We start from the raw sequence: 22,663 nt of genomic DNA, 5'->3' as shown, positions 1-22,663 counted from the left end.
AGTCCCCTTAGATCCACAGCTTCTTGAAGTCACGCCCGCCGAAGATCAGGTTGACCATTGCGCGGGTGACCATGATGGCCGTGAACATCGAGGTGATGATGCCGAGCGACATGGTCACGGCAAATCCTTTCACCGGGCCGGTGCCCATGGCGTAGAGGATGCCGCCGACCAGCAGCGAGGTCAGGTTGGCGTCGAGGATCGCGGTGAAGGCACGGTTGAAGCCTTCGTGGATCGCCCTCTGGACCGACATGCCATTGGCCAGTTCCTCGCGTATCCGCGAGAAGATCAGCACGTTGGCGTCCACCGCCATGCCCATGGTCAGCACGATACCGGCGATGCCCGGCAGGGTCAGGGTCGCGCCGAGGATCGACATCAGCGCCACCAGCATGACCATGTTGAAAGCCAGCGCAACGGTGGCGATCACGCCGAAGAAACGGTAGATGACGATGATGAACAGCGATACGAAGAGCATGCCCCAGAGCGACGCATCGATACCCTTGGCGATGTTGTCCGCCCCCAGGCTCGGGCCGATGGTGCGTTCTTCGGCGAAGTACATCGGCGCAGCCAGGCCGCCGGCACGCAGCAGCAGGGCCAGCTCGGAGGACTCGCCCGGGCCATCGAGGCCGGTGATACGGAACTGGTTGCCCAGCGGCGACTGGATGGTCGCCAGGCTGATGATCTGCTTCTCTTCCTTGAACGCCGGAACCGCGACCTCCTTCTCGACGCCATCGACCATCTGCTTGGTGTAGCGGGTCACCGGCTTCTGCTCGATGAACACCACCGCCATGCTGCGGCCGACGTTGTTGCGGGTGGCGCGGTTCATCAGCTCGCCGCCATGGCCATCCAGGCGGATGTTCACCTGCGGGCGGCCGTTCTCGTCGAAACTGGCGCTGGCGTCGGTGACCTGGTCGCCGGTGATGATCACCCCGCGCTCCAGCGGCACCGGCGGCCGGCGCGGCTCGCGGAACTCGAAGGTCTCGGTGGCGGACTTCAGGGCGTCCGGCTCGGCGGCCAGGCGGAATTCTAGGTTGGCGGTCTTGCCGAGGATCCGCTTGGCTTCCGCGGTGTCCTGCACGCCCGGCAGCTCGACCACGATGCGATTGGCGCCCTGGCGCTGAACCAGCGGCTCGGATACGCCCAGCTCGTTGACCCGGTTGCGGACGGTGGTGAGGTTCTGCTTGATGGAGTATTCGCGGATTTCCGCCAGTTTGGCCTGGGTCAGGGCGACGCGCAGGACCTGCAGGCCGTTGCGCTCTTCGGGCACGACCTCGAAATCGCGGAAGTCCTTGGCGATCAGGCTGCGCGCCTTGTCCAGGGATTCGCTGTCGGTGAAACCGAGCTGGATCGCGCGATCCTGGATCGGCAGGCTGCGGTAGCGCACGCGCTCCTTGCGCAGCAGGCTCTTCACTTCGCTTTCATAGACCTTCAGGCGGGCATCGACCGCCTTGTCCATGTCCACTTCCAGCAGGAAGTGCACACCGCCGGACAGATCCAGGCCGAGCTTCATCGGGCTGCCGCCCAGCTTGCGCAGCCACTCGGGAGTGGTCTGGGCCAGGTTCAGCGCCACCACGTAGTCGTCGCCCAGGGTCCGGCGCACCACTTCCTTGGCGGGAAGCTGGTCGTCCTGCTTGACCAGGCGGATCAGGCCGCCCTTCTTCGACAGGCTGTCGGCCTTCACCGCGATACCGGCGTCGGTCAGCGCCTTGGCAGCGCGGTCGACATCGGCCTGGGTGACCTGCAGCGCCGTGCTGGCGCCGCTGATCTGCACCGCCGGGTCGTCCGGGTAGAGGTTGGGTGCGGAATAGATGAACCCGACGGCGAGGACCGCCAGGATCAGCAGATATTTCCACAGAGGATACTTGTTGAGCATGACACCGCCCGTTATGACGCGGGGCGCCTTGCGCGCCCCGTCATGTGTTTAGGTGAAAATCAGATCGCCTTCAGGGTGCCTTTCGGCAGGGTCGCGGCAATCGCGGCCTTCTGGAACTTCAGCTCGACGTTGTCGGAAACCTCGACGACGACGAAATCGTCGGCGACCTTGGTCACCTTGCCGGCGATACCGCCGGAAGTGACGACTTCGTCACCTTTTTGCAGGTTGCCCAGCAGGTTCTTGTGTTCCTTGGCGCGCTTGGCCTGGGGACGCCAGATCATCAGGTAGAAGATGACCAGGAAACCAACCAGGAAGACCCACTCGAAACCGGTGCCGGCCGGGCCAGCGGCTGCCGGAGCGGCTGCGTCGGCGTAGGCAGCGGGAATTAGAAAGCTCATGTAGCACTCCTGTCACAAAGCAATAGAGTTGGATAAAGGAAAGTCAGGCATCCAGCGGCGGCGTGGGAAGGCCGCGCTTGGCATAGAAGGCATCGACAAAGGCGGCCAATGTACCCTGTTGGATTGCCTCGCGCAAACCAGCCATAACCCGCTGATAATGCCGCAAGTTGTGGATGGTATTGAGCATGCTACCGAGCATTTCCCCGCACTTGTCCAAGTGGTGCAGATAGGCGCGGGAAAAATGTTTGCAGGTGTAACAGTCGCAGGTCGGGTCGAGCGTGGAGTCGTCGTGCTTGTGTACCGAGTTGCGGATCTTGATCACCCCGCTGTCGACGAACAGGTGGCCGTTGCGCGCATTGCGCGTCGGCATCACGCAGTCGAACATGTCCACGCCGCGGCGCACGCCTTCCACCAGGTCTTCCGGCTTGCCCACGCCCATCAGGTAGCGCGGCTTGTCGGCCGGCATCTGCGGCGGCAGGAAATCGAGCACGCGGATCATCTCTTCCTTCGGCTCGCCCACCGACAAACCACCGATGGCCAGGCCGTCGAAGCCGATCTCCTGCAAGCCATCCAGCGAGCGCAGGCGCAGGTCCTCGTGCATACCGCCCTGGACGATGCCGAACAGCGCCGACGGGCTATCGCCATGGGCGATCTTCGAGCGCTTGGCCCAGCGCAGCGACAGCTCCATGGAGCGCTTGGCGACGTCATGGTCGGCCGGGTACGGCGTGCATTCGTCGAAGATCATCACGATGTCCGAGCCCAGGGCGCGTTGCACCGCCATGGACTCCTCCGGCCCCATGAAGACCTTGGCGCCGTCCACCGGCGAGGCGAAGGTCACGCCCTCCTCCTTGATCTTGCGCATGGCTCCCAGGCTGAACACCTGGAAACCGCCGGAATCGGTGAGGATCGGGCCTTTCCACTGCATGAAGTCGTGCAGGTCGCCGTGGCGCTGGATCACCTCGGTGCCCGGGCGCAACCAGAGATGGAAGGTGTTGCCGAGGATGATCTGCGCGCCGATGTCCTCGATGTCGCGCGGCAACATGCCCTTCACCGTGCCGTAGGTGCCCACCGGCATGAAGGCCGGGGTCTCGACCACGCCGCGGGGGAAGGTCAGGCGGCCGCGACGGGCCTTGCCGTCGGTCGCCAGCAGCTCGAAGTTCATGAAGCTCATGGATCAGTCCTCGGGTCCGCGGGGCGCGGGATTGCGGGTGATGAACATGGCATCACCGTAACTGAAGAAGCGATAGCCCTGCGCCACCGCCGCGGCGTAGGCGGCCATGGTCTCCGGGTAGCCGGCGAAGGCCGAGACCAGCATCAGCAGGGTGGATTCGGGCAGGTGGAAGTTGGTGACCAGGGCATCGACCACATGGAACGGCCGGCCCGGGTAGATGAAGATGTCGGTGTCGCCGCTGAAGGGCTTCATCTCACCGTCGCGTGCCGCGCTTTCCAGCGAGCGCACGCTGGTGGTGCCGACGGCGACTACCCGGCCGCCGCGGGCCCGGCAGACGGAAACCGCGTCCACCACGTCCTGGCCGACCTCCAGCCATTCGCGGTGCATCACATGGTCCTCGATACGCTCGACACGCACCGGCTGGAAGGTACCGGCGCCGACATGCAGGGTAACGAAGGCGGTATCCACCCCCTTCGCGCGGATCGCCTCGAGCAGCGCCTCATCGAAGTGCAGGCCGGCGGTCGGGGCCGCCACCGCACCGGCGCGCTGGGCGTAGACGGTCTGGTAGCGCTCGCGGTCGGCCGCATCGTCCGGTCGGTCGATATAGGGAGGCAACGGCATGTGCCCGACCCGCTCCAGCAAAGGCAGCACGGGTTCGGCGAACGCGAGTTCGAACAGGGCGTCGTGGCGTTGCAGCATCTCCGCGCTGCCACCGCCTTCGACGAGAATCCGCGTGCCGGGCTTGGGCGCCTTGCTGGCGCGTATGTGGGCAAGCACCCGGTGCTGGTCGAGCACGCGCTCGACCAGGACTTCCAGCTTGCCGCCGGATTCCTTCTGGCCGAACAGGCGCGCCGGGATCACCCGGGTATTGTTGAACACCATCAGGTCGCCCGGACGCAGGTAGTCCAGGAGATCGGCGAATTGTCTGTGGGCGAGGGTTCCCGTCGGGCCATCCAGCGCCAACAGGCGGCTTGCGCGGCGTTCAGGCAGGGGATGACGGGCGATCAGGGCCTCGGGCAAGTCGAAATGAAAATCGGCGACACGCATGGGGAGACTCTCGAAAGGCCGCGTAGCTTACCGGAAATGTGTTTTCCCCGCCACGAACCCGATTGACCAACGGTAGGCGCCTCCCTATACTGCGCCGCCATTGCCTCGGTGGCGGAATCGGTAGACGCGGCGGATTCAAAATCCGTTTCTGGCGACAGAGTGAGAGTTCGAGTCTCTCCCGAGGCACCATCCTGACTTCCCAAGCGTTTCCAGGGGAGCCCAGGACAGCAGAGAAACCGGCCTTCGCGCCGGTTTTTTGTTGTCTACAGTTCCCAAGCGAACCCTTGTAAGCCCAACTCGTTGGGGGTATATCTGGGGGCATCTTAGTTCGGTCACGAACGATACCCCCAGACGAGCCCGTTCAATGCCCCTCACGGATAGCGCCATCAAGGCAGCAAAGCCCGCAGCGAAGCCCTATAAGCTGAGCGACTCTCAAGGGCTGTACCTGCTAATCAATCCAAACGGCTCCAAGCTGTGGCGCCTCAAGTACCGCATGGCAGGGAAAGAGAAACTCCTGTCTTTCGGCACCTACCCCACTGTCACACTCCTTCAGGCGCGCAGACGACGAGACGAAGCCAAGCTTCTTCTGTCCGAAGGGAAAGACCCAAGCGTCGAGCGCCAGGCAGAGAGAATAAATAAGCAGAACGAAAGCCTTACCTTCGAATCCTTGGCAAGGGAATGGCATGCTTACCGCTCACCCCGCTGGGCGAAGTCGACTGCCGACAAAGCCGCGGCATATATGAAGTCGGATCTGTTGCCTGCGTTAGGCAAACGCCCAGTCAGAGCCATCAGCCGCCCGGAACTGGTCGAACTCATCCGCAGAATTGAACAACGCGGCGCACACAACGTTGCCAGGAAGGCACGGCAGTGGCTGAGTCAGATATTCCGCTACGGCCTCGCCAAGGGAGTGGTGGAAGGCAACCCGGCAACCGATCTTGACGTCATCGCTGCGCACGCTCCGGTTGCGCGTCACCATCCTCACGTCACGATGGCAGAGCTTCCTGAACTGCTACATAAAGTTGATGGAGCACGGATCAATACACTGACGCGCGCAGCTATCCAACTACTGATTCTCACGGTAGTTCGGCCCGGAGAGTTACGGGCAGCGCCCTGGTCAGAGTTCGATCTGAAAAATGCTACCTGGACGATCCCGAGGGAGCGTATGAAGGCACGCCGCCCACACATCGTTCCCCTTCCCCATCAAGCCATAACCATCCTGCGCCAGATCCACGAAATTACCGGCCGGTATGAGTTGGTTTTCGCAGGCCGCAACCATGCCAATCGGCCGATGAGTGAGAACACCATTAACAAGGCTCTGGCCGAGGCCGGCTACAAAGGACGCCAGACCGGGCACGGTTTCCGGCATCTGTTCAGCACGGAGATGAACAACCAGGGCTTCAATCGTGACTGGATTGAGCGCCAACTGGCGCATGGTGATAGAGACGAGATCCGCGACACCTACAACCACGCCAGCTACTTGGAGCAGCGCCGGGGAATGATGCAAGCCTGGGCGAACGAGATTGATGCGCTCTGTGCTGGTGCGAATGTCCTGGCTCTTAGGAGTGCCTGAGATGGATTTTGCAGACTTCGACCCAACTTGGAGTTTTGAGCAAGCAAAGGCCGCTGGAGACGATGGCCCCGTAAGCCCGTTCCAGCGCTGGCAGGCATGGTCGCTGATGCTGGAAGCTTATCGATCTAGCTTTGAGGAAGGAGAGCGGAACAGTGTCCTTGAAGCACTTCGCCTGTGCGCGATCCATGAGCTTCCTATGCCTGAATGGCTTTCGGCTGGGTACCAGCAATGTTTTCGTGAGTGGCGACATTTACACGTAAAGACACTGGACGAGGCGTTCGGAGTAACGCTACCAAAAGGGTCGCATTTTGCTGCCATGAGGAAGGCTCGGCGTCTTGCTTTCGCAGTTCCCGCCTTGGTTATGAGATTGAAAAGAAAAGGCATGCCAGTAGACGAGGGGCTTTTCCATGAAATTGGAAAAGCCCTGAATGTTAGCGCCGGAACGGCAAAAAGCGCGTACTACAAGTCTGGCTATCACCGATCGCGAAAACTTCCAAAGAAAAGCTAAATCTCTTGGAAATACTTAATCGGTAGTCATCCATAGCATTTGCCCATCGCTCCCAAACAGCCCCAAGGAGGCTATAGCGATGGCAGACAAAACTACCCGGCCCCAACGCTTCATCCGCATTAAAGAAGTTCTTTCCATCACATCACTCAGCAAGTCCGACCTATATCGCCGGATCGCTGCTGGAACCTTCCCTGCTCAAATCAATCTCGGGCCGATGACCGTTGTATGGGCCGAAGACGAGGTTCATGCCTGGATGGGTTCGCGCATTGCCGAAGCTCGCGGGGTGGCCGCCTAATGAACAAAAAAAAGGCCGACCAACAGGCCAGCCCACAACGTTCTGAACGTAATACTATCACAGTCGCCAATGCTCCCACCAAGACCAGCAGGATCCTCGCTTACCTGGTCGCTGGCGGCTCTCTAAACCGCTTCGAAGCCGAGCGGCTGGGCGATCACTGTCTGAACTCCACCATCAGCGCCTTGAAACACAACTGGGGGGTCGATTTCGATATCGTCCCCGAGCGTGTTCCGACCCGCTGGGGCAAAGGCTGCGACGTGAACCGCTACAGCATCCCCGAGTCGCAGCGGAAGCGTGCCCAGCGGGCCCTCTCGATGATGACCCTCAATTGGAGGGTTGCAGCATGACTCTTGCGATCCCTCCGACCTGGCTCTATAGTCTTCTCGCTGCCGCAAATTCGGCAGACGGGATTGGCGTCTCGGTAGCATTGGCGGACACACCGCCTCAGAGCGGTTTTTTTGTGTCCGCAGCATGGCAGCACCTCTATGGGTGGGGCCGTGTGGTGGCATCTTCGGATGCGCCGGTTCCAATGCCCGGTACGCCAACGCCGCACGGCTCCGCTCTCCCTGATTGGCGTCAGACGAGCGGAAAGTCATCCAGCATTGGAGATCTTTCCATGACCAAGCGTCGCATCCTCACCCTCAATCCGTCTAAAGCTCGCGCACGCTTCCATCGCGCCTGCGCAATTGCCGCCCTCCATAGCAATTCATCTCTCGCCGTTCGCCTACGCCGTTACAACGCAGCCATGAAGCAGGCTCGCGCACTGGAAACGCAGGAGGCGAGCCATGCGTAATCTCACCTTTGTTGCCGATAAGGTCGGAAATAACCTGAGTACCGCTAGCATTGCACTGGAGACAATCGCAAACCTGCTGGGCGCCGATGGCTGCGAGCACCATCTTCATGATCACGAAGTAAGCGGCCTGCTTAACGCTGTAGCGGCCTTGTCTGCCTACATCTCGGGAGCTAGTTATGACCTGTGCTCCGCCGTGGAAGAAGAGCGGAATGGGGGTGCCCAATGAAGCGTGCAACCACTAAGAAAACGGACTTCGATGCGTTGACGGGGCTTAAAGATACGCCTCTGTTCTCTGTAAATAGCGGCGCGCCTATTCCGGAAGTGATCGAAAACGTGTCCTGCATGCTGGACATCGCCCGTTCCCTAACTCGCAAGGCCGAGGGCATGCCGCTTGAGGCCAACTGCGTGTACGCCATTGAGATGATCATTACCCAGGCGAAAGCTGCTGTAGATGCCGTCTGGGCAGGTCTCCAGGCAGAGCAAGCCGAACCCGGCAAGGAGTAAATCATGCGCTCCAAAAAACGGCGAATCATCGCCGACGGGATCGGCTTGCCTGTAGAAGCCCAGAAGGCGGACTAACCGTGGGCCGAAACCTGAGGAAGTCAAAGGGGCGTAACCCGTCCGGGACCTTCGCTGCCTTGCCGCACGCGGTAATGGATAGCGAAGACTTCCGGACGCTTTCTGGTGGCGCGCTGAAGGTACTGCTGGGATTGCTTCGGCAGTACCGAGGCATGAACAACGGTGACCTCAGTGCCTCATTCACTCAAGCCAAGCAATGGGGTGTGAACAGCCGTACCACCCTCGCCAAGGCTCTGGATGAGCTTCAGGAGCACGATCTGATCATTCGTACTCGAGAAGGCAAGTTCATCAAGCCAGGTGGCTGTTGTGCGCTTTACGCCATTACTTGGCGCCCTATCGATCCGTGCGAAGGGAAGATCGAGATTTCGCCCACCACCACGCCTCCCCGGAAATTCAGTCTCGAAAGAACAAAACACCCAGTCCAGAAAATGGACGCACTGCGTCCAAAAAATGGACTCATGGAGGTTGCCTAGGCCATGAAAAACACTCTCATCGGTCCAGAAAATGGACGCATGGAAGCAGTTCACTTAGTCCATTTTCTGGACTCCTTCTTAGATATACCAGGCGCAGCCTGGGATTTAGATCTTCTGATTTACCTCTCCTCCTGCTCAAAAATGCCCTCAAGAGTGCGCGCAGCCCCACGTCGCAAAATTTCCAACCTTGGATTTTCGTTCGGTCTAGCAGTGTGCCGACTTCAGCCCCGGCCCCACCTGGGCCAGTGTGGCAATTTGGTCTCAGTGAGGCGTTTCCACCACGCACAATCACGCTTAGTCACGAAACGTGTACCTCTGGTGGGAGGCTCTTATCGCATTGGTAGCAAGCCTGCGGATGTTCACGTATTCGAGGACGGGTTAACGCAGGCTGCATTAGTGCCATTCGCATCCTTGGTTGCGAAAAAACAGCAAACCAGTATGTGGAAAACCAGCAAAGTGGTAGCGAGGTGATGCTGATGACCGATTCAATTGAGGCTCGCGTCGAGGCTACCGTCCGGTTACTGCTGGACGCGTGTAGAGAACGGGATATCCGCCTTTCCGGTGATCACGCCGTGAGTGAGAACGACGCTGCTGATCTGCTTGGATACTCGAGTGGAGACACACTGCGGAAGCAGATAAGCGAAGGCGTCTGTCAACTGCCCTACCGGCGACTTGGAAATCGCCGTCTCTACCGTCTTCGCGATCTCGCTATTGCGATCGAAAGGACGTACGGTCACGGATAACCCGGAAAACTCTGGGTTTCGCGGAACAGACGGAAATCTCGGCATGGTTCAAGGAGCGCAGGGAAGCGACCATTTCTCCAGCAACTTTTCTGGAGAAACCCATGCGCGAACTCGTCCTTTCCCAATTCGCCAAAGCGCTTCTAGCCAACCGTGATCGGCAATCAGCTCTGACGATCAGTCGATCACTTTATGGCCACTCCAGCGCAGTGGTCCGCCTTTTGGAAAAGGCGGTGGTTACAACCAGCGATCTACATGCTGACCCTGACTTCCGTTCCGCTGGGCGCGCATTTATCGAACTTGTTCAAACCCGATCTTTGATCGGCAAGATCAACTCCATCTCACCCTTCCGGGCCATTCCAGCAGAGACGCGCGTGCTGGCACAAACCGAGAGACCTGCGGTGTATTGGACTGCCCAAGGGCAGCCGAAGGTGGCCACGCACACTGCGTTTGAGCAGAAGCGCCTCGACTCAAAAAAGGTCACCGCACTTCTGGTGCTAACCAACGAACTACTTCAGGGACAAGGCGCCGAGTTCGAGTCGGCCGTTAGCAATGACCTGGTGAATCCTATTGCCGCCCTCGAAGGGGTCTCCTTCTTGGACCCAACCAACTCGGGTAACGCTGAGTCTCCGGCGTCTATCACCAGTGGGGTTACACCTATCCCTTCATCCGGCAGCGATGCTGACGCTATGCGCACTGATATTCGGGCGCTTTTCGCGAACTTCGGTGGTTCGCTCGAAACCGCGGTTATCGCGATGCATCCAGAGTCAGCCCTTGAGCTGTCGATGATACAAGCGTCCCTCGGCGAGACGAGTCTGACAGTGCGTGGCGGTGAGATGTTTGGTATCCCGGTTGTGACTAGCGACTCGGTACCGAAGGATTCCAACGGCGCTCTAGTGGCTCTCATCGATCCGGCCGGAATCCTCCTCACAGATGAAGGTGTTGATATCAAACAATCCACTATCGCAACCATCCAGACAGATGATGGGCAAGGCGGCACCGGGTACCTGTCGCTTTGGCAGAACGACCTCACCTCTGCTCTGGCTGAGCGTTTCCTGAACTGGGAAGCGGTTCGTGCTGGCTCAGTATCCTGGCTGTCCGGCGTTCAGTGGGGTGCGTGATGAGCACATCCGAAGACCGCGTGCAGAAGCTCGCCAGGCGCATCATCGATGAGTCCAAGGAGTTCGCCAATGCTGGCGCCAAAGAGCCTTTCGGCATGGCCGCTGCCGCAATTTTGACTGGGCAGTTGATCAATTCACTTGTGCGCATCGAACGACTGGAGGGCGATATCAAGGTCCTGACCGAATTATTGGCCAATGTGGAGTCCAGCCGATGAGCACCAATCACCAGTGCAACGCAGTCATCGACGCTATAGGCGAGATCATCGGAAAGAACGCCGAATGGCTCGATGGACGTCTTTTCCAGAAGCTCGCCATGATCGCCGCTCGCGCGAACTACGAAGATGAAGAACTGGACGACTATGGCACGTTCGATGACTTCCTAAAGGCTTTCGAAACGTCTTCAACCGCCATCCAGGCAGAGACAGCCGACGGCAGCAACGACCAGCATAAGCCCGAGGAACTTCCCCCTTTAGACCTCATAGGACTCGTGAAATCTCTTCCTCAAAGCCACTGGGACCGAATCGCGCAGCAGCCAATGAACCCCGTTTTAGCTCAGCGTCTCTCCGCACTGCGGAACGAAATGGGAGATGTGCGCGTGCTAAGAAACGAGCCGGACAGGCTGCTCATCCTTGTGGAAAACGGCAAATCTAAACCTTTCCTTATGGCGCTTCTTGCGAAAAATCTGGAGACCAAACAATGACCAGGGCAGCAGACGAAAACGAAATCCTCGACAGCCTCGGCCGGATCATCAGCACTCATGCCGATTGGCTGGATGGCTGCACTTTCCAGCGTCTCTGCCAGCAGGTAGCCCGCGCGTACTTCGAAGAGCAGGATCTGGATAGTCTAGGTACCTTTGACGATCTACAGGAAAGCGCCGCCCTACTCGACCAAGCCATGAACCTTTGGCCCAAAGCCAAGCAGTGATCTTCCGGAGGACAAAAATGACCACATATCACACCAGGAACCCTCTTGGCTCGAAGGATCCACGGGATCTGTACGATAACGCCGAGAACTACGATACGGCGATGAATGATCGAACCAATGAGCAATGGACTGACCGCTTCGACGTACATCGGCCAACTTGGTTTGGTATCGAGGAGAGGGTCTCTAGATTCCTTGCGAACTCTGGTTTTGAGCTTCCACCCTTGACATATATCGACGGTTCTCCGCTGCAAGTAGACCGCGCGACTCAATTAATTGAACGTGGCGAGAACCTGTATAGCATCAAGCTTCCAGCAAGCTTCCCAATAGTCCTTAGCGGTACGTGGGGAGAGGACGAGCCATTCTTGATTGCAAGAGTTGATCAGGCGCTTAGGCAGGAGCTGGCGGTCACTGGCGGCGCCGGGATAGTTGGGTTTGATCCGGGCGAAACGTACAGTTCTGGGACCGTTGGAGAGAACCTAAAAAGCTTGCAGGCCCTGAGGAAAATAGTGGTAACTGATTATGGCGCGGTAGGTGACGGAGTAACCGATGATACAACTGCTATCCAAGCGGCGATTGCCGCAGCTGGTATCGGTTCAGATGTAGAGTTTCCCAATGGAACCTACCTAATCACGGATACATTGGTTCAGCTTCAAAGCCAACGTTGGCTAGGACGTGGAGGTCAGAGAGGCACCACCATTAAAAAAGGCGCAAATATCGATATGGTGTTGGTGGGATCGCTCGGAACCATCCTAGATATAAATTTGGAAGGAAATGGGGCGAACTTTTCCGGCAAGGGGTTCCGCATCCCCGCAGGATTCAGCCAGACAATTGAGCGCTGCCGCGCTGTGAACATGGGCGGCGAACCATTGTACTTCGACAACAATGCCGGAGGTGGTGCGAATGTTAGTACATTTGAAGGCTATCCCACGGATACAACTACATACGCCGGCATAGCAATCGCAGGAGATACCGGCCCGCACCCACGTTTTTTCCGAGGGATTTGGCTCAGCGGTGCTAATTTTGCACTTGGCCCTGGCGCAGGAAACGGAGGATCAATGACGGGGTTCTATATCCGTGACCTTCGTTATGACGCCACGTCAACCCTGTTCCATATCTCCAATGGGCGATGCGCGACGCTCGGAGAAACAACTACGCTGCGCGGCTTCGATCATACCCTAGATGGTGTCGCGTTTGCCGGACCGGTCGCACTTGAGAGTGCTCAGGGGATCAATATCGGTTCATCGTGCACTGTTCCAAGTTTGATCGAGAACCCAACGAACTGCCAGTACAATTCAGTTCATGTTCAACGACGAACTTACACACCAACATGGTCGCAGACCAGTGCAACGCCCGCAGTAGGGAATGGGAGCCTTACAGGAGACTACATCCGTCATGGTTATGAATGCAAGGTAGAAATCGAACTTACTGCTGGTTCTAGTACAACCTTTGGAGACAGCGCTTCGGCATGGCGGTTCTCTCTACCTTTTCCAGGTCATCTCTCTAGAAATCAGCGTGCCTTGACTGTATACATCTATGACTCTAGTACAAACACCGACTTCGTAGGGAAAGCGTCTATCGGCGCAGGCCAAAACTATATAACCATTTCGATAAAGGGTCAGCAAGTTAGAGAAGGATATCCTATGGTGTGGGCCGAAGGCGACACACTACAGGCTTCATTCAGCTACATGGTCAGGTGATGTCAGGAGAAAAACCGCAAGGTGTACGCATATGAGAAAATCAGAATGGGTCGAATAACCACTATAAAGCCGCGGATACAAATGCTTCAGATTAATCGTACCCCATCACTACCATCTATCTCTGATCGGCGCATCACAGGCAGAAAGCTTCAGGATAGGAGGCTCAGAGTGTGGTCATATAACCCATGCTGCGCAATGTGCGGAAAGTTATGTGACTTTCCAAGAGGCTTTGAACTTGACCACAAGGTTCCTCTCTTCAAAGGAGGAGAGGATTCCGAGGAGAACTGTCAGGTGCTTTGCTCAGGCCCAGACGGGTGTCATGCAAAAAAGACCAATGCTGACCTTGGTAGGCGTTCAAAGCTACAGGTTGGGATCGATGGATGGCCAGTTGCGGATGAGCTAACCGAGAAACCTTGAAGCGCAGAACTGGAAACCGCAGCCGACGATTTCTCTTCATTAATCGGAAGAATTTTTCCTAAAAATAAGGAGATGCCAGGGGGGGAGGTGAAAAATCTACCACCCTTCTAGGCGGAAACCGCTCCTGAAGAGCTTATTGGCGGAACCTGTCGAGAATGAGCTGACTGGTACCGTTGCAGAGCAGTTCAAAATAACAGGCAAGAATCCAGGCCATAATCTTTTTGAGCTGTACAAAGCGATTCCAGCAGACCTGAGGAGCAAGCTTGGCCTTGTGCGCCATGTAAACACGTTTAATGAAAAGAAGGACGTTTTCACTACCCGCAGGTATAGCTATGAGCCAAGAACCGAAGGGACATATGATAATACGCTGCTCCACCTCGCAGCCGAACTGATACCTAAGCTTGTTGAGCACTTTATTGAGTCAGGATCTACTGACCCTTGGCTCCAGATATACAAGGCCGATCCAAATCTTTTTCTTCTTCCAAAGGGTATAGGCAAATTCGCATTCCACCCAAGTGGACATCAGGTTTGATCGTAGCCGAAAGGAACATTAGCCCATGCTGCTTTGGAATTAAATAAAATAGCCAAATGGGCTTCGGCCAGCAGCTTTTTCAGCCGGCTGTTCTCCAGTTCGAGATCCTTGAGCCGCTTGGCATCCGGCACGGTCATGTCACCGAACTTGGCGCACTAGGTATAGAACGAGGCATCACTAAAGCCATGCCGCCGACACAGCTTCTTCACCGGCACACTGGCCTCTGGCTGCTTCAGAAAGTCTAGAATCTGTTCTTCAGTAAAACGCTTTTTCACTGCCGTCTCCTGCTCGGAAAACGGACTCTACTAAGTTCGGCGTGGTACTGAAATCGGGGGAGCAGGCCAAAATGACCCCATCACACCGCGTGACTGATGGGGTCTTCGTTGGTTAAATAACCCAAGTCGGGCCGAAATCGACAGACTTTCTACCTACGATAGGGATCTGAACCCATACGTGTGCTTCAAGTTGAAGACCAAAACCTCCAATGACTTTCAGATTCACACTGTAACTTCCCCCAAGGGCACTCCCACCCACTTGCTCGGCACGATGTAGCGTTCCGTTCTCGAAAGACATACGGGATGTACCTACACTAAACCCCAAGATCTTAGAGGTTACATCAACAGAGTAACCATCATTACTGGTCTGGTTCACCACAACATGAAAAGACGCCACCCCAAAATTAATATCCTTGGTAATGGGAAATAAACTTGACGTCCCACCACCAGAAACATAGCTCGTCTTCTCACCAGTAAAGAAGACATCCTGAGATTGTTTGTGGCTATACAGCTGAAGGTATGACTCGGCTAGCTTTTCTTTAAAAGACTCTTCTCCCAGCTTAGAGTCCTTATAAAGCTGTTGTACCTCAGCATTATCAAAATTGTCTTCGATGAAATTTTTGATGAAGCTTTCTGCAGTAGCCATGTTATCTCCTTAACTTTATGACTTAGGCAACAGGACAGCTCGTCCTGCCAGCAAAAGGCTAGAACGGGTAATCTGATGCGCCTATCGCGAAAAATAGCGATTCGTCCTGAACCTACTAGTTTTAGCAGGCTTAGAGGATGCCAAGCGTTGTAGCTATAGCGATAGCTTGTGGCTTGTTTTTACATCCAAGCTTCTTTATCGCGCTACTTATATGAGTATTAACGGTATGCAATGAAATATTTAGATAACCAGATATAGAGCGCGCAATTTCACCACACGCTGACATTCGCAAAACCTCCAACTCCCTTTTTGTCAAAACCTTTTCAAGTCTTACAAATAAATCAGGATACCTCTTGACAACTTCACTTATTAAGCTTCCGTACAATGCATATTTATAAGCCACCCAACAAGTCTTATCAAACTCCCCCTCTAGACAATTAATCTCTATAGTCACCTCACACAGAGACACCCTGTTTAGCTCTGGCTTTAAGTTTAGCCATGCAACAGAAAAACCATTTACACAAGACTTAATATTCCTTTCAGATCCTAGCGACATAGGATTCCGTATTGAAATATCATAAAAAACATGAAAAGACTCCTTAAAACAACTTTTTGTTATTTTTACAGCCTCCCTTAGAGCCTCACTTATTTTCTTCTCAATATCGTCCATTGCGTATCCCTACATGGTTTAGTGCTCGCAATTAATGATTGTTAATCCAAGACACTTGAACCTATCTGTTTTGTATAAAAACACCTAACCGAGAGATCATCCTGTATTTGCTGGGTTCTGGCAGAGTGTTCAGGTTTTCTGTATGGATTATCTAGATGTAACGAACAATAACTGAGCTAGCTTCTGTCTATGCTGGGCTCGTAGGCTCGCGATAAAGGTACGCAGTGGTATTAAGAAGGCCAAAGGGAAGGCGGCTGGACAAAGCTCTAAGCTGAAACGAAAGTCTGTTTGGCGGCGGGGCTATGATGGCGACAGGGAAGGCGCTAGGCAGGGATGGACGGCGCTGGGGCGAGTTCAGCGCCGGTGTGGGGCGGTCGTCAGCTCAGTGCAGAGCCGGGAAGGAAGGACAGCTTGGAACGAAAAGCCCCGCGGGTGCGGGGCTCGTTAGGGTGTTGCGTATTACTCGGCGTCAGATATGAAGAAAATCTTGATGTACCCGTCGCGCATCCTTGCCTTACCCTTAGCCTTTAAGGGCGTGCCAAGAGCAAGGCTCATGCTGTATTTGTTTCCCTGAGATTCGATTTCAGGGTCCGTAATTTTCCCAGAGAAACGTAACGGATTACCGTCTTCGTCAGTTTGATCTGGTTCATTGAGAAGGCGGAATTTGCAGGTCTGCTTTTCTACGTCGAGTTCAGTGATGAGTATCTCTAGTGAGATCTGGCCTGTGAGCTCATCACCATCTTCGCTTTGGATGGCGTCCTTCATAGCTTGGTCGAAAACGCCTTTGTAGCCAGTTCCAATTGCCTCTATGTGATGGCAAGAGGAGCCTATTGGAGAAAGCGCCTTCTTGGCGGAGGGGCGCGAGGCATCTGCGAGACGGTCGATCGTGTCCATCATGCGGTTTATGATGGCGGAGTCGCTCCCGTATCGCTCCTTGAGCTGATTCTCAAGAATCTCGCGGAGATGCTTCATTTCGTCCTTCTGGTTGGATAGCTTCATCAGGATATAGGCGATGATAGGCCCAATGATGGCCGCGGCCAACCCGCTAAGCACTTGAGTCTGAGAGGCCCATGAAAGGAGCATCCCCATCTCGAAACATTTCGCCTTAGGCTCTGTGGCGTATGCCCTTATCTCTAGAGCTTTCCATTGCTTGCTGTAGACACCAGTCTCTACAAAATTGGCTACGGTGGAGTAAAGCCTAGCGAAGCCCTGGAGCGACTCGCCAAGCTCAAGCATGTCGAGCTCGTGCCGGTCTGCATCCCCTCCCTCATATCGAATCTTGATCTGTTCAACATCGAACGTAGACTGTTCATTCTGATCCATGTCCATCCCCTCCCTTGATTTCAATCACTGCCCCATGATCCTCCGGTACTCCCGCAGCATCCGTTAGAGATCCCCGCCCCGCAAGATGACCTGGTTACCGCTTGAAGGCTCCACGCTAGGCGGCTTATGGCTCCTTTGGAAAGTTCTAGCTGCGGCGTCTTAGGGTGAATCTCCTAGCGGCCATGCCAAACAGGCAGAAAATGGCGCCTGCCGCTGCTTTGGCCAGAAGGATAGTAGTAGGGTGCTGCTCCCAGGCAGGGATACTGCCTGAAAAGGCAAGCGTGATAGCGACATATACACACGCAGAGATCAGTACCGAGATTCTGCTCTTGATGAAGAACCCGATAGCCGCGCAAAGGACGAACACCAATGGGTCCAGAAGGGAAGCTGCTAGGCAAGCGACAAACACAACCAAAGCGATCTCCTATCCAATACCGCCTCCATGCCATATGACTTGGCCTATGATGCGGTGCTTGTGAGCCTACGGCCTATATGCGATGACGCTGTGGTTCACCTAGACCAGATTGAACATCGAGGCTTGCCAGTGCTTCTTGTAGTGGTCAACCCATCCCGGACAGTGGGTTGAGTTTTTCTTCGGCCACCGCAGGTGGTAACCCGTCGTTGAATTGATGCGGCCTGATCCAGTTGTAGCGGTGCATCAAGTAATGACTGATGTCCCGTTGGGCCTCCTGCGCCGTCAGGTAACCCGTTGACGGGACCCACTCCGACTTCAGACTGCGGAACAGGCGCTCCATCGGCGAGTTATCCCAGCAATTCCCTCGGCGACTCATGCTCTGCTGCATCCGATAGCGCCAGAGCCGTTGCCGAAACAGGCGGCTGGCGTACTGGCTGCCCTGGTCTGAATGGAACAGCACCTGCTGTGGCTTGCCGCGCTGTTCGTAGGCCATGTCCAGGGCCTTGATCACCAGTTCGGCATCCGGCTTGGCCGAGAACGCCCAGCCGATCACCCGCCGGGTATGCAGATCCAGCACCGCGGCCAGGTAGTGCCAACGGCCTTGCGCCCAGACGTAGGTGATGTCGCCACACCACACCTGATTGGGATGCTCGGTCGCGAATTCGCGGTTCAGCCGATTCGGGATATCCGGCCGCTCAACCGTGGCCTGTTTGTAGGCGTGCGAGCCCGGTTGCTTGCTGACCAGGCCCAGCTCACGCATCAACCTACGCACTCGGAAACGGCCGATGGTCACGCCCTCTTCGCGCAGCATGCCCAGAATGCTGCGGCTGCCGGCCGAGCCCCGACTCTGGCTGAACAACTGGTTGACCTGGCTGCGTAGCGCCACGCGGCGAGCATCGACACGCCGCCGTCGAAGACGGTGGACGTAGTAGCAAGACCGCGCCACATCGAAAGCTGAACAGACCACTTCCACCGACTCCTGCTCACTCAACTGGTCTATCAGCGCGTACGATCGAGTTCGTCCGACATCAAGAGAGCGGTAGCCTTTTTTAATATCGCTTTCTCCCGCTCCAACCGGTTGATCCGGGCTTCCAGCTCCTGGATCTTTTGCTGCTCAGGCGTCAACGCCTTGCTCTTCGGGGTCACACCCTGGCGCTCCGCCTCGAGCTGCTTCACCCAACGGCGCAAGGCCGAATCCACCACCCCCAGCGAACGGCAGGCGTCGATATGGCTGTAGCCTTGGTCCAACACCAGGGCCGCGGCCTCTCGTTTGAACTCGGCGGAAAACGTACGTCGTTGCTTGCTCATCAGGCACCTCTCTCACGGCAAGGATTTTCGCCTAAATCGGTGTCCGGGATCAGTAGACCACTACATCTCGCTGATTATCGCGATGGGATGGCCTTCCTCGCGCAGCTCGACAGCTCGCTTGTCTTGGTTCCATACCTGCCCTTACCCATCGCTATTCTCCTACAGATTGCGCAAGCTTTTTCTGCATGAGAACTGCCTGGACGCCCAGTATCCATGCCGACTGATCCAGTCAGGCACCAGTAGCCAGTCCGCCTCCTTTAGTCAGTCGAACACGGTCTTTGACCTATCACGTAGGGCTCTCAGGAATGGAAGCATATCCTCCCTAAGCCAAACGTACTCCGAACCAATCTTGAAGCTAGGAGGCAACCACTCGGCCGATGTCCGCATGGCAGCTCTGATTGAAGACTCAGGCTTGCCAAAAAACCTGGCGACATCCGCAACGTAGAGAACCTCTTGCTGTATCTCATTTGGCTTGGGACTGAGCCTCAGGCCATCAGTGGGCAGCGAATTGCCTCGATGATCCGCTATCCACGCAAGAACCTGTCTTTCAGAGAAGTAGACCCCAGCTTGCCTTGTCGGACCATTTTTTTTCGGAGGGGGAAATGCACCGCTCCGTATGAGGTTGTAGAGGGTAGTTTTCCCTCGCCCGATTAGCTGGCAGACCTCGGTAGCCTTGATGAGTCTGTCGTCCATGATATCCATAAGTCTTCCCAGATGAGCGTGCCGACATCATTTCAGGATCAGGACGACGAGCACCAAACCAATCAAACAGAGGATGGCCCAACCAGTAACGTTCAGACCTGCGCTTTCTCTGCTGCCTCGCTTCCTCACAGGGTAAGAAGTGGAAGCAGATAGTCCAGTCCCAGGAATACTGGCGGTAGTTTTTACGCCCCTCTTACTGACGTTGGCAGTGAACCCCTTACCACCAACAGAGGTACTCACCCCACTTTTGCTGATGTTCAGGCGAACGCCTGGAGCCACCTTGATTGACTTCCTAAACCTGATTGCCATTGCAGACTCCTTTGCACCTACCGACGGCTATCACCTGTAGCCAACTGCGCGCTGCTGAGCGTAGCTCACATTGGTGTCCCTATCCGATATGGTGAGACATTGCCCAACGAAGACTCTAGTCAAACGGCCTGAGACAAGGCTTCTGTAGATATACGGGCGCGGCTCAATCTGTAGGAGTCGCAACCACTCCAGCAAAGTGAGCCTGGCTATCGAGCAACTTTCGACATGGGGGTATGAATGGGGGTATTACAAAAACAAAAATAGATTTATGACTTTATTTTCAAATAGATATAAATCGAATTTAAGTCCCTCCCGAGCACCATCCTGACTTCCCAAGCGTTTCCAGGGGAGCCCAGGACAGCAGAGAAACCGGCCTTCGCGCCGGTTTTTTGTTGTCCGCGATCTGGCTGATCCGGCCTGCAAATAAAAAAAGGCAGCGCTGGAGTCGAGACGCTGCCTTTTACCCGAGCTGCTGTCTTCCCAGCTCGGCGAAAAAAATCTACCACAGCCGACGCCAAAAAGAAGCCCCGCGGATGCGGGCTTCTTGTCGCGCCAGGGGCGGTTTGCACCTGTTCGGTCTGCGAGCCTTTTGCTCATCCGTGACGAATAAGCTGGCAGCTCGCCCCTGGCGCGGGACTTTCAGCCGCTAGCCTCGGTCCGCCGGAAGTGCGACGACGGAAGCCCCCTGCCCTTCCTGCACAGTCAGGCTGGAAAGCAGACTCTCCAGCGGCATCGGCCGGCCGATCAGGTAGCCCTGCAGGTAATCCACCCCGCGGGCGGCCAGGTAGTCACGCTGCTCGGGGGTCTCCACGCCTTCGGCGACGATATCCAGGTCGAGCTTGGCGGACAGCTCGACGATGCTGTCGAGAATATGCCCGGAAAGAGTATCGATGCCGATGCGGGCGACGAAGCTCTGGTCGATCTTCAGGCAGTCCACCTGGAACTTGCGCAGGTAGGCCAGGCTGGAATGTCCGGTGCCGAAATCGTCGATGGCGATCTTCACTCCCAGGGCATGCAATTCGTCGAACAGGCGGTCGGTGACTTCGCTCGACTCGATCAGCTCGCGCTCGGTCAGCTCCAGGACCAGGGTGATGTGCCCGGGCGGAAACGCCGCCAACAGCTCGCGACAGTCGTCCACCAAGGCCAGTTCGTGGCAATGGGTGGCACTGATGTTGAAACCGATGTGGAAGCCTGGCTCCAGCTTCCCGGCATGCCCGCCCAGGTCTTCCGCGACCTGGCGCATCAGCGCGCGCGTCATCGGTACGATCAGTCCCGAGCGCTCGGCGAAAGGTATGAACAGGTCGGGCCGGATCAGTCCCTCGCGCGGATGACGCCAGCGCATGAGCACCTCGACGCCTATCCAGCGTCCGCCCTGGCCGGGACTCAGCGGCTGGTAGTAGGGAATGAACTCGTTGGCCTCCAGGGCCCGGCGCAGTTCGCTGCTGGGCGAGGCGACCCGCCTGGATAGCCAGTAGCACAGAGTGCCGGCCAGCAGTCCGAAGAACAGTAGCAGGCCGAACATCGCCGGGTTCTGCGAGCGGATCGATCGCCATTCCTCGCCCTCGGGGAAGCCCGACAGCACCCGCAACGGATAACGCTGCGAAGCGAGCGATACGGCGGCGACCTCATAGGTGGGCGGCGCGTCGCGGTGGGTGCGGCCCTCGGCATCCAGCCAATTGGGACCGACCACCAGCACCTGTCGGCTACGTCGGTCGACGAGGTCCAGCACGTAGCTCAAGTAGCGCCCGTCGATCGCCGCCAATACCCCGCGCTTGCCGTCGGAGTCCCGCAGGACCAGCAGCGCGGCGTCCGGCGTGACCTGGTTACCGGGCATCAGCAAGAGGCGTCCGTCGACATAGTTCTCGATCCGCACCGGCTCGTCGAAGCCGCCGAACAACGACGTGCAATAGATCGTATTGTCGCGCGTCAAATTGACCGAGCGTACGAACGGCATGATCGCCACTTGCTCGCGCAGCGCCAGTTCGGCCTCGGGACAGGGGCGCCCCGCCACCGGCATGACCTTGCGCGCCGCCAGCGCAGCGTTGTCGAGCATCCGTTCGAACTGCCGCACCGCATTCCCGGCTGCCTGCTCGGACGTCTCCTGGAGGCTTCGCTCGGCCTGCCAGTAGAGGATGAGCAGCCCCAGGACGATCGGCATCACCCCGACCAGCACGGACAACGACAGCCGGAGCGCCTTTCTCCTGGCTCGCTTCACCGGAATCGGCATAGAAAAGACTCGTAATGATTGGGGTCTGCGCAAAGACTAGAACAGCCGGGGAAAAGCGTTGCCCGGGTGGGCGGCGCAAGCTGCGGATGGACGTATAATCCCCGGCTTTGCCCCGCACGGAACACGCCGATGCCGAAACACATGCTTTCTCCCCAGGGCGACTATGCCCCTGCCGGTCTGGTCCGCCGCCTGGCGGCGATGTTCTATGACTTCCTGCTCTGCGTGGCGCTGATGATGGTGGTCACCCTGGTCTACCAGCAAGGCATCCTTCGACTGATCTACGGCAGCGACCATCTGCGCGAACTGGCCGACCGCGGCGCGCTGATCGGCGACCCGCTGCTCTCGACCTTGCTGGTGTTCGCCCTGTTCGGCTTCTTCGCCAAATTCTGGACCCACAACGGCCAGACCCTGGGCATGCAGGTCTGGGGACTGCGCGTGCAGAACCGCGACGGCAGCGCCATCAGCCTGCTCCAGGCGCTGCTGCGCTTCATGATCGCCATCGCCTCCTGGCTGTGCCTCGGCCTCGGCTTCCTCTGGATGCTCTGGGACAAGGACAAGCGTACCTGGCACGACCGCTATTCGGAGAGCCAGGTGGTCAGGCTGCCGAAGAACACTCACAAGAAGTGAGCGAAACAGGTCCGCAGAGCGCGCTG

27 protein-coding genes, 1 tRNA gene and 1 pseudogene are annotated in these 22,663 nt (G+C 56.9%); 17 read left to right on the top strand and 12 right to left on the bottom strand.

Features of this window, described 5'->3' with window-relative positions:
• Positions 1-7: 7 nt before the first annotated feature.
• The 4 genes from secD to queA are packed head-to-tail and all read right to left on the bottom strand — an operon-like array spanning position 8 to position 4,486.
• Entirely contained in the window at positions 8-1,870 is a 1,863-nt protein-coding gene (secD, locus tag ACI766_RS05750) for a protein translocase subunit SecD (RefSeq protein WP_003100609.1), read from the bottom strand.
• Between the two features lie 59 nt (positions 1,871-1,929).
• On the bottom strand, positions 1,930-2,268 hold the full coding sequence (gene yajC, locus ACI766_RS05745) for a preprotein translocase subunit YajC (protein ID WP_003092856.1): 339 nt from the start codon (positions 2,266-2,268) through the stop codon (positions 1,930-1,932).
• Positions 2,269-2,311: 43 nt separating this feature from the next.
• Positions 2,312-3,430, bottom strand: a complete 1,119-nt coding sequence (gene tgt / locus ACI766_RS05740; protein ID WP_003100607.1) for a tRNA guanosine(34) transglycosylase Tgt — start codon at positions 3,428-3,430, stop codon at positions 2,312-2,314.
• Between the two features lie 12 nt (positions 3,431-3,442).
• Positions 3,443-4,486 (bottom strand): tRNA preQ1(34) S-adenosylmethionine ribosyltransferase-isomerase QueA, encoded by a 1,044-nt coding sequence (gene queA, locus ACI766_RS05735; protein WP_003162596.1) that lies wholly within the window; start codon positions 4,484-4,486, stop codon positions 3,443-3,445.
• Between the two features lie 102 nt (positions 4,487-4,588).
• On the opposite strand from queA, the gene ACI766_RS05730 reads away from it, so the two are divergent.
• From ACI766_RS05730 to ACI766_RS05655, 16 genes are all read left to right on the top strand, one after another.
• Positions 4,589-4,675 (top strand) — tRNA-Leu (locus ACI766_RS05730).
• Between the two features lie 175 nt (positions 4,676-4,850).
• Positions 4,851-6,056, top strand: coding sequence for a tyrosine-type recombinase/integrase (locus ACI766_RS05725; protein WP_031635165.1), 1,206 nt, complete (start codon positions 4,851-4,853; stop codon positions 6,054-6,056).
• 1 nt (position 6,057) lies between these two features.
• The gene (locus ACI766_RS05720; protein ID WP_124122657.1) at positions 6,058-6,564 is read left to right on the top strand and encodes a hypothetical protein; all 507 of its coding nucleotides are present in this window, start codon (positions 6,058-6,060) and stop codon (positions 6,562-6,564) included.
• Between the two features lie 79 nt (positions 6,565-6,643).
• The gene (locus ACI766_RS05715) at positions 6,644-6,859 is read left to right on the top strand and encodes a helix-turn-helix transcriptional regulator (protein ID WP_017002363.1); all 216 of its coding nucleotides are present in this window, start codon (positions 6,644-6,646) and stop codon (positions 6,857-6,859) included.
• A complete protein-coding gene (locus tag ACI766_RS05710; protein ID WP_023085965.1) occupies positions 6,859-7,206 on the top strand; it encodes a hypothetical protein in 348 nt (115 codons plus the stop codon). Before ACI766_RS05715 ends, ACI766_RS05710 begins: the two co-directional genes overlap by 1 nt.
• A 269-nt stretch (positions 7,207-7,475) precedes the next feature.
• Positions 7,476-7,652 (top strand): hypothetical protein, encoded by a 177-nt coding sequence (locus tag ACI766_RS05705; protein WP_023085964.1) that lies wholly within the window; start codon positions 7,476-7,478, stop codon positions 7,650-7,652.
• The gene (locus ACI766_RS05700; protein ID WP_023085963.1) at positions 7,645-7,878 is read left to right on the top strand and encodes a hypothetical protein; all 234 of its coding nucleotides are present in this window, start codon (positions 7,645-7,647) and stop codon (positions 7,876-7,878) included. The genes ACI766_RS05705 and ACI766_RS05700 overlap by 8 nt, the downstream gene beginning before the upstream one ends.
• Positions 7,875-8,156 (top strand): DUF3077 domain-containing protein, encoded by a 282-nt coding sequence (locus ACI766_RS05695; protein WP_003457699.1) that lies wholly within the window; start codon positions 7,875-7,877, stop codon positions 8,154-8,156. Before ACI766_RS05700 ends, ACI766_RS05695 begins: the two co-directional genes overlap by 4 nt.
• Before the next feature lie 149 nt (positions 8,157-8,305).
• Complete coding sequence (locus tag ACI766_RS05690) at positions 8,306-8,704, top strand: hypothetical protein (RefSeq protein WP_226340891.1); 399 nt, start codon at positions 8,306-8,308, stop codon at positions 8,702-8,704.
• A gap of 844 nt (positions 8,705-9,548) precedes the next feature.
• The gene (locus tag ACI766_RS05685; protein ID WP_023085962.1) at positions 9,549-10,565 is read left to right on the top strand and encodes a phage major capsid protein; all 1,017 of its coding nucleotides are present in this window, start codon (positions 9,549-9,551) and stop codon (positions 10,563-10,565) included.
• A complete protein-coding gene (locus ACI766_RS05680) occupies positions 10,565-10,780 on the top strand; it encodes a hypothetical protein (RefSeq protein WP_023085961.1) in 216 nt (71 codons plus the stop codon). Before ACI766_RS05685 ends, ACI766_RS05680 begins: the two co-directional genes overlap by 1 nt.
• A complete protein-coding gene (locus tag ACI766_RS05675; RefSeq protein ID WP_023085960.1) occupies positions 10,777-11,265 on the top strand; it encodes a hypothetical protein in 489 nt (162 codons plus the stop codon). The genes ACI766_RS05680 and ACI766_RS05675 overlap by 4 nt, the downstream gene beginning before the upstream one ends.
• Positions 11,262-11,489, top strand: a complete 228-nt coding sequence (locus ACI766_RS05670; protein ID WP_023085959.1) for a hypothetical protein — start codon at positions 11,262-11,264, stop codon at positions 11,487-11,489. Before ACI766_RS05675 ends, ACI766_RS05670 begins: the two co-directional genes overlap by 4 nt.
• A 17-nt stretch (positions 11,490-11,506) precedes the next feature.
• A complete protein-coding gene (locus tag ACI766_RS05665; protein WP_023085958.1) occupies positions 11,507-13,186 on the top strand; it encodes a glycosyl hydrolase family 28-related protein in 1,680 nt (559 codons plus the stop codon).
• A gap of 45 nt (positions 13,187-13,231) precedes the next feature.
• Positions 13,232-13,603, top strand: coding sequence for an HNH endonuclease (locus tag ACI766_RS05660; protein ID WP_162836459.1), 372 nt, complete (start codon positions 13,232-13,234; stop codon positions 13,601-13,603).
• Positions 13,604-13,739: 136 nt separating this feature from the next.
• Positions 13,740-14,135: a hypothetical protein gene (locus tag ACI766_RS05655; protein ID WP_124122658.1), complete on the top strand. Its 396-nt coding sequence runs from the start codon at positions 13,740-13,742 to the stop codon at positions 14,133-14,135.
• Positions 14,136-14,188: 53 nt separating this feature from the next.
• On the opposite strand, the pseudogene ACI766_RS05650 reads toward ACI766_RS05655, so the two are convergent.
• From ACI766_RS05650 to ACI766_RS05615, 8 genes and pseudogenes are all read right to left on the bottom strand, one after another.
• Positions 14,189-14,410, bottom strand: a pseudogene (locus tag ACI766_RS05650) (transposase); the annotation flags it as partial.
• Positions 14,411-14,522: 112 nt separating this feature from the next.
• Positions 14,523-15,056 carry a hypothetical protein gene (locus tag ACI766_RS05645; protein WP_124122659.1) on the bottom strand — a complete coding sequence of 178 codons (534 nt, stop codon included), beginning with the start codon at positions 15,054-15,056 and terminating at the stop codon, positions 14,523-14,525.
• A 130-nt stretch (positions 15,057-15,186) separates the two neighbouring features.
• The gene (locus ACI766_RS05640) at positions 15,187-15,726 is read right to left on the bottom strand and encodes a helix-turn-helix transcriptional regulator (RefSeq protein ID WP_077557575.1); all 540 of its coding nucleotides are present in this window, start codon (positions 15,724-15,726) and stop codon (positions 15,187-15,189) included.
• A 459-nt stretch (positions 15,727-16,185) separates the two neighbouring features.
• Complete coding sequence (locus tag ACI766_RS05635) at positions 16,186-17,049, bottom strand: hypothetical protein (RefSeq protein ID WP_023085957.1); 864 nt, start codon at positions 17,047-17,049, stop codon at positions 16,186-16,188.
• 560 nt (positions 17,050-17,609) lie between these two features.
• Positions 17,610-18,772 (bottom strand): IS3-like element IS222 family transposase gene (locus ACI766_RS05630; RefSeq protein ID WP_086937300.1). Its coding sequence is split into 2 segments (ribosomal slippage): positions 17,610-18,517 and positions 18,517-18,772, totalling 1,164 coding nucleotides; the frame shifts between segments, so codons are not numbered across the junction.
• 261 nt (positions 18,773-19,033) lie between these two features.
• The gene (locus ACI766_RS05625; protein ID WP_034010466.1) at positions 19,034-19,474 is read right to left on the bottom strand and encodes a helix-turn-helix transcriptional regulator; all 441 of its coding nucleotides are present in this window, start codon (positions 19,472-19,474) and stop codon (positions 19,034-19,036) included.
• 27 nt (positions 19,475-19,501) lie between these two features.
• Positions 19,502-19,783 (bottom strand): DUF4236 domain-containing protein, encoded by a 282-nt coding sequence (locus ACI766_RS05620; protein WP_071536625.1) that lies wholly within the window; start codon positions 19,781-19,783, stop codon positions 19,502-19,504.
• Between the two features lie 646 nt (positions 19,784-20,429).
• Positions 20,430-22,010, bottom strand: coding sequence for an EAL domain-containing protein (locus ACI766_RS05615; protein WP_003092861.1), 1,581 nt, complete (start codon positions 22,008-22,010; stop codon positions 20,430-20,432).
• 129 nt (positions 22,011-22,139) lie between these two features.
• Here ACI766_RS05615 and ACI766_RS05610 point away from each other — a divergent pair, with 129 nt between their 5' ends.
• Positions 22,140-22,637, top strand: a complete 498-nt coding sequence (locus ACI766_RS05610) for an RDD family protein (protein ID WP_003110924.1) — start codon at positions 22,140-22,142, stop codon at positions 22,635-22,637.
• Positions 22,638-22,663: the final 26 nt, after the last annotated feature.

The sequence above is a fragment of the Pseudomonas sp. DL genome (assembly GCF_047199225.1).
Classification (GTDB): Bacteria; Pseudomonadota; Gammaproteobacteria; order Pseudomonadales; family Pseudomonadaceae; genus Pseudomonas; species Pseudomonas aeruginosa.
Note: the sequence above shows the minus strand (reverse complement) of the source record. Positions and strands in the feature narration are given on the sequence as shown.

Excerpts from the sequence above, each read along its gene's own strand:
- ACI766_RS05710 (WP_023085965.1), top strand. The coding sequence starts at position 6,859 with ATGAACAAAAAAAAGGCCGACCAACAGGCCAGCCCACAACGTTCTGAA.
- ACI766_RS05625 (WP_034010466.1), bottom strand. The coding sequence starts at position 19,474 with ATGGATATCATGGACGACAGACTCATCAAGGCTACCGAGGTCTGCCAG.
- ACI766_RS05685 (WP_023085962.1), top strand. The coding sequence starts at position 9,549 with ATGCGCGAACTCGTCCTTTCCCAATTCGCCAAAGCGCTTCTAGCCAAC.
- ACI766_RS05690 (WP_226340891.1), top strand. The coding sequence starts at position 8,306 with ATGGATAGCGAAGACTTCCGGACGCTTTCTGGTGGCGCGCTGAAGGTA.
- ACI766_RS05645 (WP_124122659.1), bottom strand. The coding sequence starts at position 15,056 with ATGGCTACTGCAGAAAGCTTCATCAAAAATTTCATCGAAGACAATTTT.
- ACI766_RS05615 (WP_003092861.1), bottom strand. The coding sequence starts at position 22,010 with ATGCCGATTCCGGTGAAGCGAGCCAGGAGAAAGGCGCTCCGGCTGTCG.
- yajC (WP_003092856.1), bottom strand. The coding sequence starts at position 2,268 with ATGAGCTTTCTAATTCCCGCTGCCTACGCCGACGCAGCCGCTCCGGCA.
- tgt (WP_003100607.1), bottom strand. The coding sequence starts at position 3,430 with ATGAACTTCGAGCTGCTGGCGACCGACGGCAAGGCCCGTCGCGGCCGC.
- ACI766_RS05725 (WP_031635165.1), top strand. The coding sequence starts at position 4,851 with ATGCCCCTCACGGATAGCGCCATCAAGGCAGCAAAGCCCGCAGCGAAG.
- ACI766_RS05610 (WP_003110924.1), top strand. The coding sequence starts at position 22,140 with ATGCCGAAACACATGCTTTCTCCCCAGGGCGACTATGCCCCTGCCGGT.
- ACI766_RS05695 (WP_003457699.1), top strand. The coding sequence starts at position 7,875 with ATGAAGCGTGCAACCACTAAGAAAACGGACTTCGATGCGTTGACGGGG.
- ACI766_RS05700 (WP_023085963.1), top strand. The coding sequence starts at position 7,645 with ATGCGTAATCTCACCTTTGTTGCCGATAAGGTCGGAAATAACCTGAGT.
- ACI766_RS05720 (WP_124122657.1), top strand. The coding sequence starts at position 6,058 with ATGGATTTTGCAGACTTCGACCCAACTTGGAGTTTTGAGCAAGCAAAG.
- ACI766_RS05715 (WP_017002363.1), top strand. The coding sequence starts at position 6,644 with ATGGCAGACAAAACTACCCGGCCCCAACGCTTCATCCGCATTAAAGAA.
- ACI766_RS05680 (WP_023085961.1), top strand. The coding sequence starts at position 10,565 with ATGAGCACATCCGAAGACCGCGTGCAGAAGCTCGCCAGGCGCATCATC.
- ACI766_RS05660 (WP_162836459.1), top strand. The coding sequence starts at position 13,232 with ATGGGTCGAATAACCACTATAAAGCCGCGGATACAAATGCTTCAGATT.
- ACI766_RS05675 (WP_023085960.1), top strand. The coding sequence starts at position 10,777 with ATGAGCACCAATCACCAGTGCAACGCAGTCATCGACGCTATAGGCGAG.
- ACI766_RS05705 (WP_023085964.1), top strand. The coding sequence starts at position 7,476 with ATGACCAAGCGTCGCATCCTCACCCTCAATCCGTCTAAAGCTCGCGCA.
- ACI766_RS05640 (WP_077557575.1), bottom strand. The coding sequence starts at position 15,726 with ATGGACGATATTGAGAAGAAAATAAGTGAGGCTCTAAGGGAGGCTGTA.
- ACI766_RS05635 (WP_023085957.1), bottom strand. The coding sequence starts at position 17,049 with ATGGATCAGAATGAACAGTCTACGTTCGATGTTGAACAGATCAAGATT.
- ACI766_RS05665 (WP_023085958.1), top strand. The coding sequence starts at position 11,507 with ATGACCACATATCACACCAGGAACCCTCTTGGCTCGAAGGATCCACGG.
- queA (WP_003162596.1), bottom strand. The coding sequence starts at position 4,486 with ATGCGTGTCGCCGATTTTCATTTCGACTTGCCCGAGGCCCTGATCGCC.
- secD (WP_003100609.1), bottom strand. The coding sequence starts at position 1,870 with ATGCTCAACAAGTATCCTCTGTGGAAATATCTGCTGATCCTGGCGGTC.
- ACI766_RS05620 (WP_071536625.1), bottom strand. The coding sequence starts at position 19,783 with ATGGCAATCAGGTTTAGGAAGTCAATCAAGGTGGCTCCAGGCGTTCGC.
- ACI766_RS05670 (WP_023085959.1), top strand. The coding sequence starts at position 11,262 with ATGACCAGGGCAGCAGACGAAAACGAAATCCTCGACAGCCTCGGCCGG.